The following is a 14,399-nucleotide window of genomic DNA, read 5'->3' as shown; positions in this document are numbered from 1 at the left end:
GCACAGTTCCCTTCCCGGTGGGGCTGACCCGCGCGCGTGGGCTCAGGGGATCGCGAAGACCACCTCGGAGCCGGAGGGAACCGCAGAGGTGACGATGCGGGTGTCGAACGTCGCCAGCTGCGCGTCGTGGGATGCCGCGAGGTGGAGGAGGTAGGTGTCCGTCACCTGCGAGCTCGCGAGCAGTCGCTCGGTATGCACAGAGCCGTCGAGCAGCGAGACGGAGTCGGAGAGGAAGACGTGCTGCGGGCGTGCGACCAGGCTCGCGAGGCTGGCCAGAACGACCGGCGCCGGCTGCGTGTTCGGATAGCGGGGATTGCTGACCACCCGCACGGCCCCGTTCTGCACGATCGGACACGTGTGCCAGGCGTCGTCTCCGCGCGCGGCGAACCACCGGTGCGCGCGGTCGTGGTGCAGGTGCAGCGGGTCGATCAGGGCGATGACGGCGTTGACGTCGAGCAGATGCTCGGTCACTCGGTGTCGTCCCTCAGGGCGTTGACGTCGTCGAGGGTGGCCTGACGCGCATCCGCCGGAGCGGGCAGGAGGACGATCCCGTTGCGGGTGTCGTGCCGGCGCCGCTCGGTCAGGGTTGCCCGCGCGAGCTGCGACACGGCCTCGCCGAGGGTCAGTCCGCGGGCATCGGCGAACTGCTTGGCGGCGGCGAGCACGTCGTCGTCGATCGTGAGGGTCGTGCGCATGCATCGATCATCACGCATCACGCATCAGGGGTCAAGGGCTGCGCTCAGGCGGCGTCGGCCCCGGACGCCTCAGCTACGGCGGGTGCGGCCGGTTCGATCGCGAAATTGTCGCGGAACACGCACGTCGGGTCGTAGGCCGCCTTCACGGCGCGCAGGCGCGCCAGCGTCTCGGGCGGGAACGCCTCGGCGATGCGCTCGGGGCGCAGCGACGAGTCGAAGCTCAGGTACATCCCGTCGACGTGCTCGGCGAGCGTGCGCCACTGCGCATCGAGCCGATCGGGGTGGGAGCCGAGCGCCACGACCGAGAAGTTGGCGGAGCGGTGCGCGTATGCGGTCGCGTCCTCGGCGACGTCGGTCACCGCGCCGCCGACAGCGCGCAGCTGGAAGAACGGGACAGCGCCGGAGGACAGCATCCGCTCGACCGCCGCCGCGAAGGCGGGCGTCACGTGCTCGATCAATCCCGACCGGGAGTGCGGCTCGCCCGCGCCGTGCTGGGGGCCGAGGTCGGCGTTCGCCATGACCTGCGCGTAGGTCGTGAGCTGCACCGACTGCTGCACGAGCGGCGCGAGCTCGGCGAACGGCTGCAGCCGCGCGATGATCGTGTCGGGGTCGTCGGAGTCGACGATCCCGTAGAGCTGGACGATCTGTGGCTGGCCCGGGGTCGGCGCACCCGTCAGCAGGAACAGCGTGAGGTCGCGCGGCGAGGACTCGACGATCCGCCCGTACCCCTCGAGGAACTCCGCGACGTCGTCGACCTGGAACGCGAGCTGGGCGTAGCCGACGTCCCCGATCTCGTCCACTTCGAACTCGAACGCGGTCACGATGCCGACGTTCGCGCCCGCGCCGCGGACCGCCCAGAACAGCTCGGAGTGCGTCGCGGCATCCGTGCGCACGATCGAGCCGTCGGTGAGCACGACCTCGGCCGCGCGGAGGTGATCGATGGTCAGACCGTGCTCGCGAGCGAGGAACCCGATGCCACCCGCCGTCGCGAGGCCGCCGACGCCCACGCCGCCGTAGTCCCCCGACGTGAGGGCCCACCCGTGCTCATCGAGCGCTGCGGCGACGTTCGCCCACCGCGCCCCCGGGCCGATGCGCACGAGGCGGCCCTCGGCGTCGAGCACTTCGATGCCGTCGAGGCGGCGCAGGTCGATCACGATGCCGCCGTCGTTCGTGCTGCGCCCGCTGATGCCGTGGCCGCCGCTGCGCACCGACAGCGGGAGATCCGGATGCCGCCTGGCGAAGCCGATCGCCGCGGCGACCTGCTCGGCCGACTCGGGCTGCAGCACGATCCCGGGAGAGCCGCCCCGCATGTACGTCGCGCGCACGTCGGCGTACTCGAAGCTGCCCGGCTCGATCGCGCGCAGCCCGGCGGGCACGTCGTCGTAGGCGATGCCGCCGCGGCGCGCGGCGAGGGCTGCCGCTGAACGCACGGGCGCCTCGGACGTGCCGCGGTCGCCGCGCTCGCGGGCGACGAGCTCGCGGACCGCGGGGGCGACGTCCTGGCCGAACTCCTGCAGCAGCCGCGGATCGTCGCCGGCCAGGATGAACGTGCCGATGCCGTCCTCGAGCGCCAGCTGCGCCAGCCGCTCGGCGAACTCGCGCGGGTCGGCGGAGAGCCGGCCGACGTTCAGCAGACGCCGGATCTCGCGGGGATCCCGGCCCGCGCCCGCGGCGGCCTCGTCGATCGCCGCGTTGCCCGCGGTGAGGTCGCCGGGCTTCATGTAGCCGAGGGACGGGAGCCAGCCGTCGCCCTTGCGACCGGTGAGGGCCAGCATCCGCGGCTTGTACGCGCCGATCCAGATCGGGATGTCATGCGCCGGACGCGGGCCCCGCTTCGCGCCGTGCACGCGGTGGTACCGGCCGTCGGTGAAAGCGCCGCGCCGCTCGCTCGTGTCCCAGAGCTCGCGCATGAGGTCGATGGCCTCCTCGAGCGCGGTCACGGCCTGGCCGGGGGTGAGGCGGCCGCCGCCCATCGCCTCGATCGCGTCCCAGAATCCGCCGGCGCCGAGGCCGAGGTCGAACCGTCCGCCCGAGAGCAGGTCGAGGCTGGCGGCCGCGCGTGCGGTGACGGCGGGCGGCCGGAGCGGCACGTTCAGCACGTTGGGCGCGATGCGGATGCGGTCGGTGCGCGCCGCGACGAACGACATCAGCGTCCACGTGTCGAGGAACGCGGGCTGATACGGGTGGTCCTGGAACGTGACGAGATCCAGACCGGATGCCTCGGCCGCCCGCGAGAGCACAATCGGGGCCTCGGGGGTCGTGGCGGTGGGGGTGATGAACGCGCCGAACTCGAGCGCGTGGCCGTAGTCCATGTAGATCCTCCGAACGCTCGAACGCCCCGGCGCGGCCGATCATTCCGCCGGCGCCTCCGGGCCGAACCGAGCGGCGAGCGCGATCGAGTCGAACAGGTTCAGCATCGCGTGCCGCAGCTCGCCGAGTGGCGTCGCGAAGCTCGCCAGCACGACCTGCTTCGAGCCCGGTACGGCGAACCAGTACTCCGCCTCGAGCCGCGTCGCCACCGCCGTCTTGCCGTCCTCCTCGACCGTCTCCTCGTGCAGCCGATCGAGACGAAGGATGCCGGCGCGCGGCCCGTCGAGCCGCTTCGCGGTCGCGGCCCCGGGCACCGCGAGTGCGCGGAAGCTCTCGGCGAGCACGCCGAGCACCGCGTCCGCCGAGGTGCCGATCGCCGGGCTCATGCGCATGCCCTCGGGGGCATGGACCGTCAGCGACGCCGGTGTCGCCACGTCCGGCACGATCTCGATGCACAGGAAGAGCGCGTGCGCCGAGGCATCCCGAGCCGCATCGACGGCACGCTGGAAGGCGACGCGAAGGCGGCGGCGCGCGATCGCGGCGTCGTCAGCCGGACCTGCCAGTTCGCGGACGGCCTCATCGACGCGAGCCGCAGCCACGTCGACGTCGCGCGGGTCGAGGGCGAGCCATCGCCCGGGGAGCTGGAACGTGAGCTGCGGCACCGCGAGCGGCGGCGAGGTCACTCGGCGCCCTCCGGCACCTCGAGCTCCCCCGCGCGCACGAGGATCATCTGGGCTCCGGTGTCGGTCAGCCCGAGCTCGGCGTAGACCTCGGGAAGGATCGTCACCTCGGGTGCGCGCGAGAAGTTCTCGCGCGTGTAGTCCGCGCGGTCACCGTGCGCGAAGCTGACCGCGACGTCATGACGGGATGCCGCGGGGTCGGCCGCGAGCACCGGGATCGCCCCCTCCATCGCGGTGGTCACCGCGGCGGTGGACGCCTCGTCGAGGAAGAGCGCGACGTTGACCTGGGTGTTCCACGGCGCCCCGGGATGCGTCGACCACACGAGCGCGCCGTTCACCCCGTCGATCTGCGAGAGCTGCTCCTCGAGACCGGACACCTCGGGGTCGCCCGCACATGCCGACAGCGCCAGCATCCCGAGCACGATCCCGCCGGCCAGAACAGTCCGCATGCGTCTCATCACGATCCTCGCGTGTACTCGGCGATATACGCCTCTTCGTAGGAGCCCGAGCCCTCCTGGGCGAAGAAGATCTCGTCTCCGGGTCGGGGCTCCGGCAGGTACCGCTCCGCCTCGGCACCATACATGACGGCATCGTGCAGGGGCCACGTGAGCGGCCGGTACGTCTGCCAGTCGGTGTCGAACCGCACGTAGTCGATCGGGTCGAGGCCCAGCAGCTCGAGCGTGTGCACCGGGTCGATGCCGTTGTTGATCTGCGTGACCCGCACGTCGGGCGGCATGTCGCCGTAGTGCTTGTCGATGGCCGAGCCGGCCGTGAACACCGACCCGACGCGATCCGACACACGGGGATTCGTGGCCAGCTCGCCGGCCATCATCCCGCCGAGCGACCATCCCGTGAACATGATCGGGGCATCGCTCTCGAAGACCCCGGCCTCGGTCATCGCGTCCCACACGGCCTGCTCGTACTGGGTCGGAACACCGGGGAACAGCGCCAGCATCACGTCGGTCCGGGCGTCGTTGAGCGCTCCGTCGGTGTTGAGCGGGTTCCAGTTCTGCGTGCTCGGCAGCTGCACGCGCCACGAGATGATCTCGCCCGCGGCGTTGCGGATCGCCACCACCTTGATCTGAGTCGCCGCCTCGTTGCCGTCCCGGTCTTGATCCGCGAGCTGCTCCATCAGGTCCTGGTAGTCGCGGGCCTCTCCGCCGTCTGCCAGGGCGTCGGCCTCGGCATCGCCCGTCGGCGCGGTGCGGGTGGTGTCGCCGCGTCGCTGCTGCGGCCCCGCGAGCAACTCTCCGATCGCGATCGCCAGCAGCGCGATCGCGAGCGCCGCTGCCAGCACCAGGAGCCCGACGACCCCGAACAGCACGAACACGAGCCCCACGACGAGCAGTCCGACCACGAGCAGCAGCGCGACCACGAGCGCCGAGACCAGCGCGCTCAGCAGCTCCTGCAGCACAGCGACGACGACCGAGAGCACCTGCGAGGCCCACTCCCCGACCATCTCGAAGAAGTCGCCGACGCCCTCCCAGAACTGGTCCCAGTTGTCGCCCCACGAGTCCGCGCCGTGCTCGATCGCGGTCTCGATCGCGTCGATCGCGCGGTCCGCGGCATCCCAGATCTCCTGCCGTGCCCGATTCAGAGTGCGACGGGCCTCCTCGACCTGGCCGGCCGAGTACGCCGCCCCGTCGCTCTTGGACCACAGCTCCTCGTACAGGGCGTCGGTCGATCCGCCCTCCGCCTCGGCGAGCGTGATGTCGCCCCGCAGATCGTCGAGGTCGTCCTGCATCCGCAGGGACCGGGCCTGGTGGAAGTCGGCATCCTCTACCGCGGCGCGAGCCGTCTGCTGGATCGGCGCGAGCTCGACGGCGTACGTCGTGAGCGCGGTCGCGGTGCCGCCGTAGCGGCGACGCGCACGACGAAGACCGGCGGATGCCTCGGCCGCCGACTCCTCGACCGCCTCCGTCGCGCGGCTGCGCTGATCGTCGACGAGGTCGCGCAGCGCATCGGCCGCGCGGGAGATCGCCTCGGCCGTGGACTGCAGCCGCCGCGCGCGACTCTCGAGCTCGGCAGGCCGGCCTTCGAAGACGTCCTCGAACTCGACAGCCAGGCCCGAGGTCACGGGGTGTCTCCGTCGCTGTCGACACCGTCGCCCATCGTGCGGTCGAGGTCGGTGTAGGTGTCGTCGATCGCCTGCAGCCAGTCGCGCACCGCGACGAGCTGCTCCTCGAGCTTGCCCCGGTTGTGGTCCCAGTTGCCTGCGAAGTCACGGACCTTCCAGGCGAGGCGGTACTCCCCGGTGAGCTCGGCGAGGTCGTCACCGACGCGATCGGCGCTGCGGAAGGTCTCCAGCGCCTCCGCGACACGGATCTTCGCGGTGCGCAGGGCGGTGAGGTCGAGATCGACGTCGGTCATCGGCTCCTCCGGGACGGGTTCTGCTCCGGAGCCTAGGAGTCCGGTGCGACGCTGACGATGGGGACAATCCCCCACCGTGAGACGGCGGTCACGCGCCGCTCACGCCGCGCGCCAGCATCCGTCGACGTGGTCGTCGACCATCCCCGCCGACTGCATGAGGGCGTACATGGTGGTCGGGCCCACGAACCGGAAGCCGCGCGTGCGGAGTGCCTTGCTCATCGCGTCGGACTCGGCCGTGGTCGCAGGGACGTCGGCGAACGATGCCGGTCGTGCCCAGGCATCCGGCGCGAACGACCAGAGGAGGGCGTCGAGCTCGCCCTCGGCCATCTCACTCACGAGCTGCGCGTTCGAGATCGTCGCGAGGATCTTCGCGCGGTTGCGGATGATCCCGGCATCCGCCATCAGGCGTTCGACGTCGTCGTCGCCGAAGCCGGCCACCAACCCGGGCTCGAATCCCAGGAACACCTCGCGGAACCGCGGGCGCTTGCGCAGGATCGTGATCCACGACAGCCCCGCCTGGAAGCCCTCGAGACTCATCTCCTCGAACAGGGCCCGGTCGCCGTGCAGCGGAAAGCCCCACTCCTCGTCGTGATAGCGCCGGTACTCGGGGTCGTCGCCGACCCACGCGCAGCGGGCGAGACCGTCGGGGCCGCGGCGGATGTCGGTGCTCACGCGGGTCAGCCTAGGTCGTCCGTGCGACACCGGACCGCGCGGCCCGGCCGCGCACACGCTTCATGTCACACGAATGGCGGGTCGAGCGAGCGGCAACCCACCATTCGCGTGACATGAAGGGGCAGCGGGGGGCTACTTCTTCTTCTTCAGCGACTTCTCACTCACCGGCGCCTGACCCGACGCCGCGAGGGCGGCGTAGTAATCGCGGGCCTCGTCCTGCCGTGCCTGCTCGGCTCCCGACGCGATCGGCGCGCGCACGTGCTCGGGCGCGAACCCGTAGGCGTCGACGAGATCCTGCGCGTGCGGGCGCAGCCGCGCCGTGAGGCGGTCGATATAGCGTCCGACCGCGGCCGCACGCTGCGCCGAGAGCCGTCCGTTGATCAGATACCACGCCAGGTGCTTCTCGATGAGGTGCAGGCCGAAGAGGTCGCGCAGCCATGTCAGGACGCGGCGGGTGCCGTCCTCCTCGATGCGGTGGATGCCGTCGGTGAAGGCCTCCCACTGCAGCAGCTCGCCGTGGGCCCGGGCCGCCTCGATGAGCTCGGCCTGGTGGCTGTTGAACAATGCCGCGGCTTCGTCTGCCGAGAGCTTGGACGCGGGGCGCACCGCGGCCGCGACATCCGACACCATCTGCTGCACCCGGCCGGCGAGCAGATCGTGCTGCTGATCCTCGCGCAGCCCGAGCTCGACCGAGCGCGCCGTCGAGCCGAGGTCGGCGACGGACTGGCCGAGCTGGCGCAGGCCCGCGCCGTGGAAGACCTTGCCCGCGGTCTGGCCGACCGCGAAGCGTGCGAGCTTCGCGGCATCCGCTCCCTTGAACTGCCGCGCGTAGTCGGCCAGGAGCCGCTTGCCCACGAGCTGGAGCAGGACGTTGTTGTCGCCCTCGAACGTGGCGTACACGTCGAGGTCCTGGTGAAGGCCGACCATGCGGTTCTCGGCGAGGAAGCCCGATCCGCCGCACGCCTCTCGCGCCTCCTGGATCGTGTCGAGCGCGTTCCACGTCGACAGCGGCTTGAGCGCCGCCGCGAGGGTCTCGAGGTCCTCGCGCTCCGCGGGGGTGTCGGCGCGCCCGGAGAAGACACCGTCGAACTTCACGAGCAGCTCATCGTGGCTGAAGAACTGCGCGTAGTTCTGCGCGAGGAGCGGCAGCAGTCGCCGCTGATGCTTGCCGTAGTCCAGCAGTACGACCTCGGACGTGCCCGCGCCGGAGTCGAACTGGCGGCGCTGGTTCGCATAGGTCACCGCGATGTGGAGCGCGAGCGCCGTTCCGGTCGTCGCAGCACCGTCGAGCGAGACCCGGCCCTGAACGAGCGCGCCGAGCATCGTGAAGAACCGGCGGCCGGGGCTCGGGATGTCGGAGCTGTACGTGCCATCCGCCGCCACGTCGCCGTAGCGGTTGAGCAGGTTCGTGCGGGGGATGCGCACCTGGTCGAAGTGGAGCCGGCCGTTGTCGATGCCGTTCAGGCCGCCCTTGACGCCGTCGTCCTCACCGCCGATGCCGGGGAGGAAGTTCCCCTCGTCGTCGCGGAGCGGAACGAAAAAGCAGTGCACCCCGTAGTTCACGCCGCCGGTGATGAGCTGCGCGAAGACCGTCGCGGCCTTGCCGTGCAGGGCGGCGTTGCCGAGGTAGTCCTTCCAGGCGCCGCGGAACGGCGTGTGGATCACGAACTCCTCGGTGTCCGGGTCGTAGGTGGCCGTGGTGCCGATCGCCGCGACGTCCGAGCCGTGCCCGGTCTCGGTCATCGCGAACGCACCCGGCAGGCTCATGTCGATCACGCCCGGCAGCCACTTGTCGTGGTGCTCCTTGGTGCCGAGCTGGAAGATCGCCGATCCGAACAGCCCCCACTGCACTCCGGACTTGATCTGGAGGCTCGGGTCGGCGAGGACGAGCTCCTGGAAGCCCGCGAGGTTGGCGCCGTTGTCGTTCTTGCCGCCGTACTCCTCGGGGAAGGCGCGGCGCGAGCCGCCGTGCTCGACGAGCAGATGCAGCTGGGTGAGCACGCGCTCGCGGTGCTCGGGCATGGGCTGGCCCTCGATCCGCCAGAAGGCGGGATCCTTGATCATCTCGCGCGCTTCGCGGCGCGTGTCGGCCCATGTGCCGAGCAGGAGGTCGGTGACCGCGGCGACATCGATGCGAGGCTCGGATGCCTCCTCCGCGGTGTGCGCGGCGGTCGGAGCGCCCCCGGCGGGCGTGCGCTTGCTGGTGGCGGGCTTGTGAGTGCGGACGGCGGCGTCGGCCATATGCGTCACCTCTCGGTTCGGAGATGGGAAGTCACTATCGACGGTAGGACTCCCACAACGCCCGTTCAAACCAGTTGGAGCTTCCTGACAACCTCTCCCGACGGCGTCCCTCGCCGGAGTTGTGCCGATCCCACACCCCGGTCGTTCGGGGCTGGGACGATGGGGCGATGGACTCCGGACTCGAGCTGATTCCCTGGCGCGAGGGCGACATCGAGGTGCTGCGCCGGGCGAACTCGCCAGAGCTCACGCGGCACCTCGGCGGACCCGAGGACGACGACGCGCTCCGCGCGCGGCATGCGGAGTACCTCGTCGGGGGCGATGCCGTGCGGATGTTCCGCATCGAGGTCGATGGCCGCACCGCGGGGTATGCGGGCTGGTGGGAGCAGGACCACGACGGAGCGCCTGCCTTCGAGGTCGGATGCGTCGTCGAGCCGGCCTGGCAGGGGCGCGGGGTGGGTGCCGCGGCGCTCGGCGAGGTCGTGCGCCGCGCGATCGCCGCGGGCGGCGGGCGGCCGATCGTCGGTTACGGGCACGTCGGGAACGACGCATCCGAGGCGCTCTGCCGTCGCGTGGGATTCGTGCTCGAGGGCACGGGCGAGTTCCCCGGCGAACCGCCGACGGCCGTGAACGTATGGGTGATCCGGCCGGGCTGAACGGACCGCGGGACGACGTCGGCGCCGAGCGGATGTCGGTGGCGCCTCCGACAATGGGTCCGACGGAGGGGGGACGGATGCCGGTCGAACTCCGCCCGTGGGCCGAGGGCGACCTCGGAGTGCTCGAACGCGCCAACGCGCCCGAGATGACCGCCCACCTGGGCGGGCCCGAGACCGAGGCGCAGGTGCGCGAGCGCCATGAGCGCTACCTGCGGCTCAATGCGTCTGGCGAGGCCTGCATGCTCCGCATCGACGTCGACGGCGAGCCCGCGGGCGGCATCGGGTACTGGCTCACCGAGCACGAGGGCGCCCCCGCGTTCGAGGCGGGCTGGAGCGTCGAGCAGCGGTTCCAGGGTCGCGGCGTCGCGCGCGAGGCGCTGCGGCAGCTCACGCACCTCGTGGCCGCCGACGGGCGCCGAGGGCTGCTGGTCGCCTTCCCCGGCGTCGACAACGCCGCGTCGAACGCGCTATGCCGCAGCGCCGGGTTCGAGCATCGCGGCTCGTCGACCGAGCCGTGGCGCGGCGGCGAGCTGACGTCCAACGTCTGGGTGCTCGACGTCTCGCCCCTCGACCTCGCCGGCCGCGTCCCCGACGTCGACGAGCGTTTCGACGCCCCCGCACTCGACGAGTCGCGGTGGTGGCCGTTCTACACCCCGCACTGGTCGTCGCAGGATGCCGCCGCCGCGCGCTGGGCGGTCGGCCCGAGGGGTCTGCGGCTGCGCATCGACGCCGACACCGTCCCGTGGGCGCCCGACCTCGACGGGGACCTGCGCGTCTCCCACCTGCAGTCGGGGCAGTACTCGGGCCCCGTCGGCAGCGGCATCGGTCAGCACCGGTTCCGACCCGGTCTCGTCGTGCGCGAGGCTCAGCCGGAGCACCGGGGCTGGCTCGTGCGGCACGGCGTGATCGAGGTGCGCATGGCGGCGATCCGTCACCCCGACGCCATGGTCGCGTGCTGGCCGATCGGATTCGAGGACCGGCCCGACGACTGCGGAGAGGTGTGCATCGCCGAGATCTTCGGGAGCGAGCTCGACGATCAGGGCGGATGGGTCGGGATCGGCGTGAAGCCGCAGAACGACCCGAGGCTGCGGGAGGACTTCGAGAAGATCCGCGTCGACGGCGACCTCACGGCGATGCACGACTACGCCGTGGAATGGACACCCGAGCGCGTGCGCTTCTTCGTCGACGGGCGCTGGGTCAAGACATCCGTCCAGTCCATCGATTACTCCGTGCAGTTCATGCTCGACGTGTACGAGTTCCCACGCGCCGACGGCACGCGGGATGTCGCCGCGCTTCCTCACGTGCTGCGCGTCGAACGCGTGCGGTCGTTCCCGCCGGGCTGAAGCGCCCGGCGAGCCACCCACCGCTGCAGTTCCCGGCACGCGCTGCGTCGCGAAACGCAGCGACTGCCGCAAACTGTCGCGCGTGGCTGGCGCGGGAGCACACGAACAGACCGAGCGGGCTGGGCGGGCCGGTGGGCCGGCGGGGCGGCGGGGGACGGCACCCCGGCTCATCCGGAGACCACCGCTCCGCTGCAGTTCCCGACACGCGCTGCGTCGCGAAACGCAGCGACTGCCGCAAACTGCCGCGTGTGGCTGGCGCGCTGAGCACCCCGCCCCGTGGGGATCGACCAGGCCGTCACATACGAGCCGCGAATCACGCGGCGCGGATGACGTCGAGCACGGCCTCGCCGTAGGCCTCGCGCTTCTTGGCTCCGATACCCGTGACGCCGTCGAGGTCGGCGAGGCTCTCCGGGCGGACCTCGGCCAGCGCACGCAGCGTGGCGTCGCCGAACACGATGTATGCGGGCACGCCCAGTTCCCGGGCGACCCCGGCGCGCCATTCGCGCAGCGCCTCGAAGAGCGGGCGGTCGCGTTCGGCGAGGGTGTCGGATGCCGAGACCTTCCGCACGCGCGGCGCTCCGCCCGCGCGACCCAGGGCGTCGCGCCGCAGCGGCACCGGCGTCTCGCCTTTGAGCACACCGGCGGCGGGCTCACCGAGCGCGAGGGTGCCGTACTCGCCGCGCGCCACGAGGATGCCTCGTGCCAGCAGCTGCCGGATGACGCTGCGCCAGTCCTGCTCGGACAGGTCGGCGCCCAGCCCGTAGGTCGAGAGGCCGTCGTGCCCCTGCTGCCGGATCCGCTCGGTCGAGGACCCGCGGAGGATGTCGATCAGGTGGCCGGCGCCGAAGGCCTGTCCGCGCTCGCGCTGCAGCCGGACGATCGTCGACAGCAGCTTCTGCGCGGGGACGAGGCCGTCCCACGTCTCGGGCGCCTCGAGACACGTGTCGCAGTTGCCGCACGGCTCGGCGGACTCGCCGAAGTAGGCGAGCAGGTTCTGGCGGCGGCATCCGACCGTCTCGCACAGCGCGAGCATCGAGTCGAGGTGCTGACCGAGCCGGTTCTTGAACGCGCGGTCGCCCGGGCTCTGGTCGATCATGCGGCGCTGCTGCACGACATCGCCCAGGCCGTACGCCATCCACACGACCGACGGGTCTCCGTCGCGGCCGGCGCGACCGGTCTCCTGGTAGTAGCCCTCGACCGACTTGGGCAGATCGATGTGGGCGACGAAGCGCACGTCGGGCTTGTCGATCCCCATGCCGAAGGCGATGGTCGCCACCATCACCACGCCCTCGTCGCGCAGGAACCGCGACTGGTTCGCCGCGCGGACGGATGCCTCGAGCCCGGCGTGGTACGGCAGGGCGTCGAAGCCCTGCGTGCGCAGGAACTCGGCGGTCTGCTCGACGGACTTGCGGCTGAGCGCGTACACGATGCCCGCGGAGCCCTCGGGCTGCGACCGGATGAAGGCCGCCAGCTGGCGGCGGGGATCGGTCTTGGCGTCGATACGGTACTGGATGTTGGGGCGATCGAAGCTCGAGACGAAGTGCCGGGCATCGGGGAGGCGCAGCCGCTCGGTCAGCTCGCGATGCGTGGCCGGGGTCGCCGTCGCGGTGAGGGCGAGGCGCGGCACACCGGGGAACCGCTCGGCGAGGTCGCCGAGAGCGAGATAGTCGGGACGGAAATCGTGCCCCCACTGTGACACGCAGTGGGCCTCGTCGATCGCGATGACGCTGAGCTTTCCCCGCGCGAGGAAGCGGAGCGTGGCCTCGGTGTTGAGCCGCTCCGGCGCGACGTAGAGCAGATCGAGCTCGCCGGCGAGATAGGCCCGCTCGACGGCGGCACGCTCGTGCGGCGCCTGCGTCGAGTTGAGGTAGGCGGCGCGCACGCCGTTGGCGAGGAGCGCGTCGACCTGGTCGTGCATGAGGGCGATCAGCGGGCTCACCACGAGGCCCGTGCCGGCTCGCACCAGCGCCGGGACCTGATAGCAGACGCTCTTGCCACCGCCGGTGGGCATGAGCACGACGGCGTCGCCGCCGGCCACCACGTGCTCGACGATCGCACCCTGCTCGCCGCGGAAGGCGTCGTACCCGTACACCTCGTGCAGCACCGCGCGCGGATCGGCGCCGACGAAGTCGCGACGCGGCGCCGAAGCGAATGCCGGCTCCGGGGCGCTCGCGGGCGGCAGCGCTGCGCCACCGCGCCCACCGAAGCGCCCACCGGACTCGTCGAAGGGCGGTTCGTCGAACTCGGGCGGCGGCGCGAACTCGTCGGGATCCCACACGAGGTCGGCGTACGGGTCGCCCTGCGGAGTGCTCATCGATTCCAGGGTAGCCGCGGCATCCGACGCTCCCTCCGCGGTCCGGGCCTGTGGAGGAAGCGGCACGGGCCATCGGGTAGGGTCGGACCCATGCAATGCCGATGACCGCCTCCCATCCCGGGCCCGACCGGACTCCCGGTCAGCACATCGGAAAGGCATCGCATGCACCGCTCCCCCCACCTCCCCTTCCGCGGACGCACCGCTCTCGTCACCGGCGTCTCGCGCCGCCGCGGGATCGGCTTCGCCGTCGCGCAGCGCTTCGCCGAGCTCGGCGCCGACGTGTTCGTGCACCACTACTCGCCCCACGACGCGGCACAGCCGTGGGGCGGCGACGACCTCGACCTCGTGCGGGCGGAGCTGCGGTCCGCGCTGGTCGACGGCGCGCGCCTCGGCGACCTCGACGCCGACCTCCGCGACCCCGCCGCGATCGACGAGGTGATCGACGCCGCCCGTACCCTCACGGGCCGGCTCGACATCCTGGTCTGCAATCACGCGCGCTCCGGCGGCGACGGATCGATCCTCGACATGAACCCCGAGACCCTCGACGGATTTTGGGAGACGAACGCCCGCTCGACGCTGCTGCTCACCCGCGCCTTCGCCCTGCTCCATGCGCCGACGGGGCCGACGGCTCGGCCGGGCGAGCGCATCCCGCGGACCGGGCCGTTCGCAGCGCCCGTCGGACGCGTGTTCTGGATGACGTCGGGCCAGATCCACGGTCCGATGCGGGGTGAGGTCGCGTATGCCGCGAGCAAGGCGGCGCTCGCGGGAATCACCCCGACCGTCGCCGCCGAGCTGCTCGAACTCGGGATCGTCCTCAACACGATCGACCCCGGACCCGTCAACACCGGCTACCTCGACCCCGAGACGACCGATCGCCCGCTGGAGGAGATCCAGGAGTGGATCCGCACCACCCCGTTCGGCCGGGTCGGTCGCCCGACCGACCCGGCGAGCCTCATCGCGTGGCTGGCGACCGACGACGGCGCCTGGGTGGTGGGTCAGGTGCTGACCTCCGACGGCGGCTTCAGCCTGGGCTGAGCGGGGCTCTGCCGGGTGCCAGCTGGGGTTCGCGCTGCAGTTCCCGGCGAGCGCTGCGTCGCGCGACGGCGCATCTGCACGAAACT

At 71.7% G+C, this 14,399-nt stretch carries 13 protein-coding genes; 3 read left to right on the top strand and 10 right to left on the bottom strand.

All coding sequences use genetic code 11. The features are described 5' to 3' along the window. Positions 1 to 42: 42 nt before the first annotated feature. From ACFQ0P_RS06865 to ACFQ0P_RS06825, 9 genes are all read right to left on the bottom strand, one after another. Positions 43 to 471: a TA system VapC family ribonuclease toxin gene (locus tag ACFQ0P_RS06865; protein ID WP_204977793.1), complete on the bottom strand. Its 429-nt coding sequence runs from the start codon at positions 469 to 471 to the stop codon at positions 43 to 45. Further along, a complete protein-coding gene (locus ACFQ0P_RS06860; protein WP_204977792.1) occupies positions 468 to 695 on the bottom strand; it encodes an antitoxin in 228 nt (75 codons plus the stop codon). The genes ACFQ0P_RS06865 and ACFQ0P_RS06860 overlap by 4 nt, the downstream gene beginning before the upstream one ends. Before the next feature lie 44 nt (positions 696 to 739). After that, a complete protein-coding gene (locus tag ACFQ0P_RS06855) occupies positions 740 to 3,007 on the bottom strand; it encodes an LLM class flavin-dependent oxidoreductase (RefSeq protein WP_204977790.1) in 2,268 nt (755 codons plus the stop codon). Between the two features lie 39 nt (positions 3,008 to 3,046). After that, positions 3,047 to 3,688 carry a hypothetical protein gene (locus ACFQ0P_RS06850; protein ID WP_378771727.1) on the bottom strand — a complete coding sequence of 214 codons (642 nt, stop codon included), beginning with the start codon at positions 3,686 to 3,688 and terminating at the stop codon, positions 3,047 to 3,049. Further along, positions 3,685 to 4,143, bottom strand: coding sequence for a hypothetical protein (locus ACFQ0P_RS06845; protein ID WP_204977788.1), 459 nt, complete (start codon positions 4,141 to 4,143; stop codon positions 3,685 to 3,687). Before ACFQ0P_RS06845 ends, ACFQ0P_RS06850 begins: the two co-directional genes overlap by 4 nt. Beyond that, on the bottom strand, positions 4,143 to 5,762 hold the full coding sequence (locus ACFQ0P_RS06840; protein ID WP_204977785.1) for a hypothetical protein: 1,620 nt from the start codon (positions 5,760 to 5,762) through the stop codon (positions 4,143 to 4,145). Before ACFQ0P_RS06840 ends, ACFQ0P_RS06845 begins: the two co-directional genes overlap by 1 nt. Continuing rightward, on the bottom strand, positions 5,759 to 6,055 hold the full coding sequence (locus ACFQ0P_RS06835; RefSeq protein ID WP_204977783.1) for a hypothetical protein: 297 nt from the start codon (positions 6,053 to 6,055) through the stop codon (positions 5,759 to 5,761). Before ACFQ0P_RS06835 ends, ACFQ0P_RS06840 begins: the two co-directional genes overlap by 4 nt. A gap of 99 nt (positions 6,056 to 6,154) precedes the next feature. Beyond that, positions 6,155 to 6,727, bottom strand: a complete 573-nt coding sequence (locus ACFQ0P_RS06830; RefSeq protein WP_378771723.1) for a DNA-3-methyladenine glycosylase I — start codon at positions 6,725 to 6,727, stop codon at positions 6,155 to 6,157. A gap of 132 nt (positions 6,728 to 6,859) precedes the next feature. Continuing rightward, positions 6,860 to 8,968 (bottom strand): acyl-CoA dehydrogenase family protein, encoded by a 2,109-nt coding sequence (locus ACFQ0P_RS06825; protein WP_204977781.1) that lies wholly within the window; start codon positions 8,966 to 8,968, stop codon positions 6,860 to 6,862. Positions 8,969 to 9,135: 167 nt separating this feature from the next. Between ACFQ0P_RS06825 and ACFQ0P_RS06820 the strand changes: the two genes are divergently transcribed. Both ACFQ0P_RS06820 and ACFQ0P_RS06815 read left to right on the top strand, forming a co-directional pair. Beyond that, positions 9,136 to 9,621: a GNAT family N-acetyltransferase gene (locus ACFQ0P_RS06820; protein ID WP_204977779.1), complete on the top strand. Its 486-nt coding sequence runs from the start codon at positions 9,136 to 9,138 to the stop codon at positions 9,619 to 9,621. Positions 9,622 to 9,698: 77 nt separating this feature from the next. Continuing rightward, positions 9,699 to 10,964: a GNAT family N-acetyltransferase gene (locus ACFQ0P_RS06815; RefSeq protein ID WP_204977777.1), complete on the top strand. Its 1,266-nt coding sequence runs from the start codon at positions 9,699 to 9,701 to the stop codon at positions 10,962 to 10,964. Positions 10,965 to 11,277: 313 nt separating this feature from the next. Here the strand turns inward: ACFQ0P_RS06815 and recQ are convergent, their stop codons facing one another. After that, positions 11,278 to 13,278: a DNA helicase RecQ gene (gene recQ, locus ACFQ0P_RS06810; RefSeq protein WP_204977774.1), complete on the bottom strand. Its 2,001-nt coding sequence runs from the start codon at positions 13,276 to 13,278 to the stop codon at positions 11,278 to 11,280. 162 nt (positions 13,279 to 13,440) lie between these two features. Between recQ and ACFQ0P_RS06805 the strand changes: the two genes are divergently transcribed. Next, complete coding sequence (locus ACFQ0P_RS06805; protein WP_204977772.1) at positions 13,441 to 14,313, top strand: SDR family oxidoreductase; 873 nt, start codon at positions 13,441 to 13,443, stop codon at positions 14,311 to 14,313. Positions 14,314 to 14,399 lie beyond the last annotated feature (86 nt).

Origin of the sequence: Microbacterium insulae, assembly GCF_042677065.1 — a bacterium.
Classification (GTDB): domain Bacteria; phylum Actinomycetota; class Actinomycetes; order Actinomycetales; family Microbacteriaceae; genus Microbacterium; species Microbacterium insulae.
Note: the sequence above shows the minus strand (reverse complement) of the source record. Positions and strands in the feature narration are given on the sequence as shown.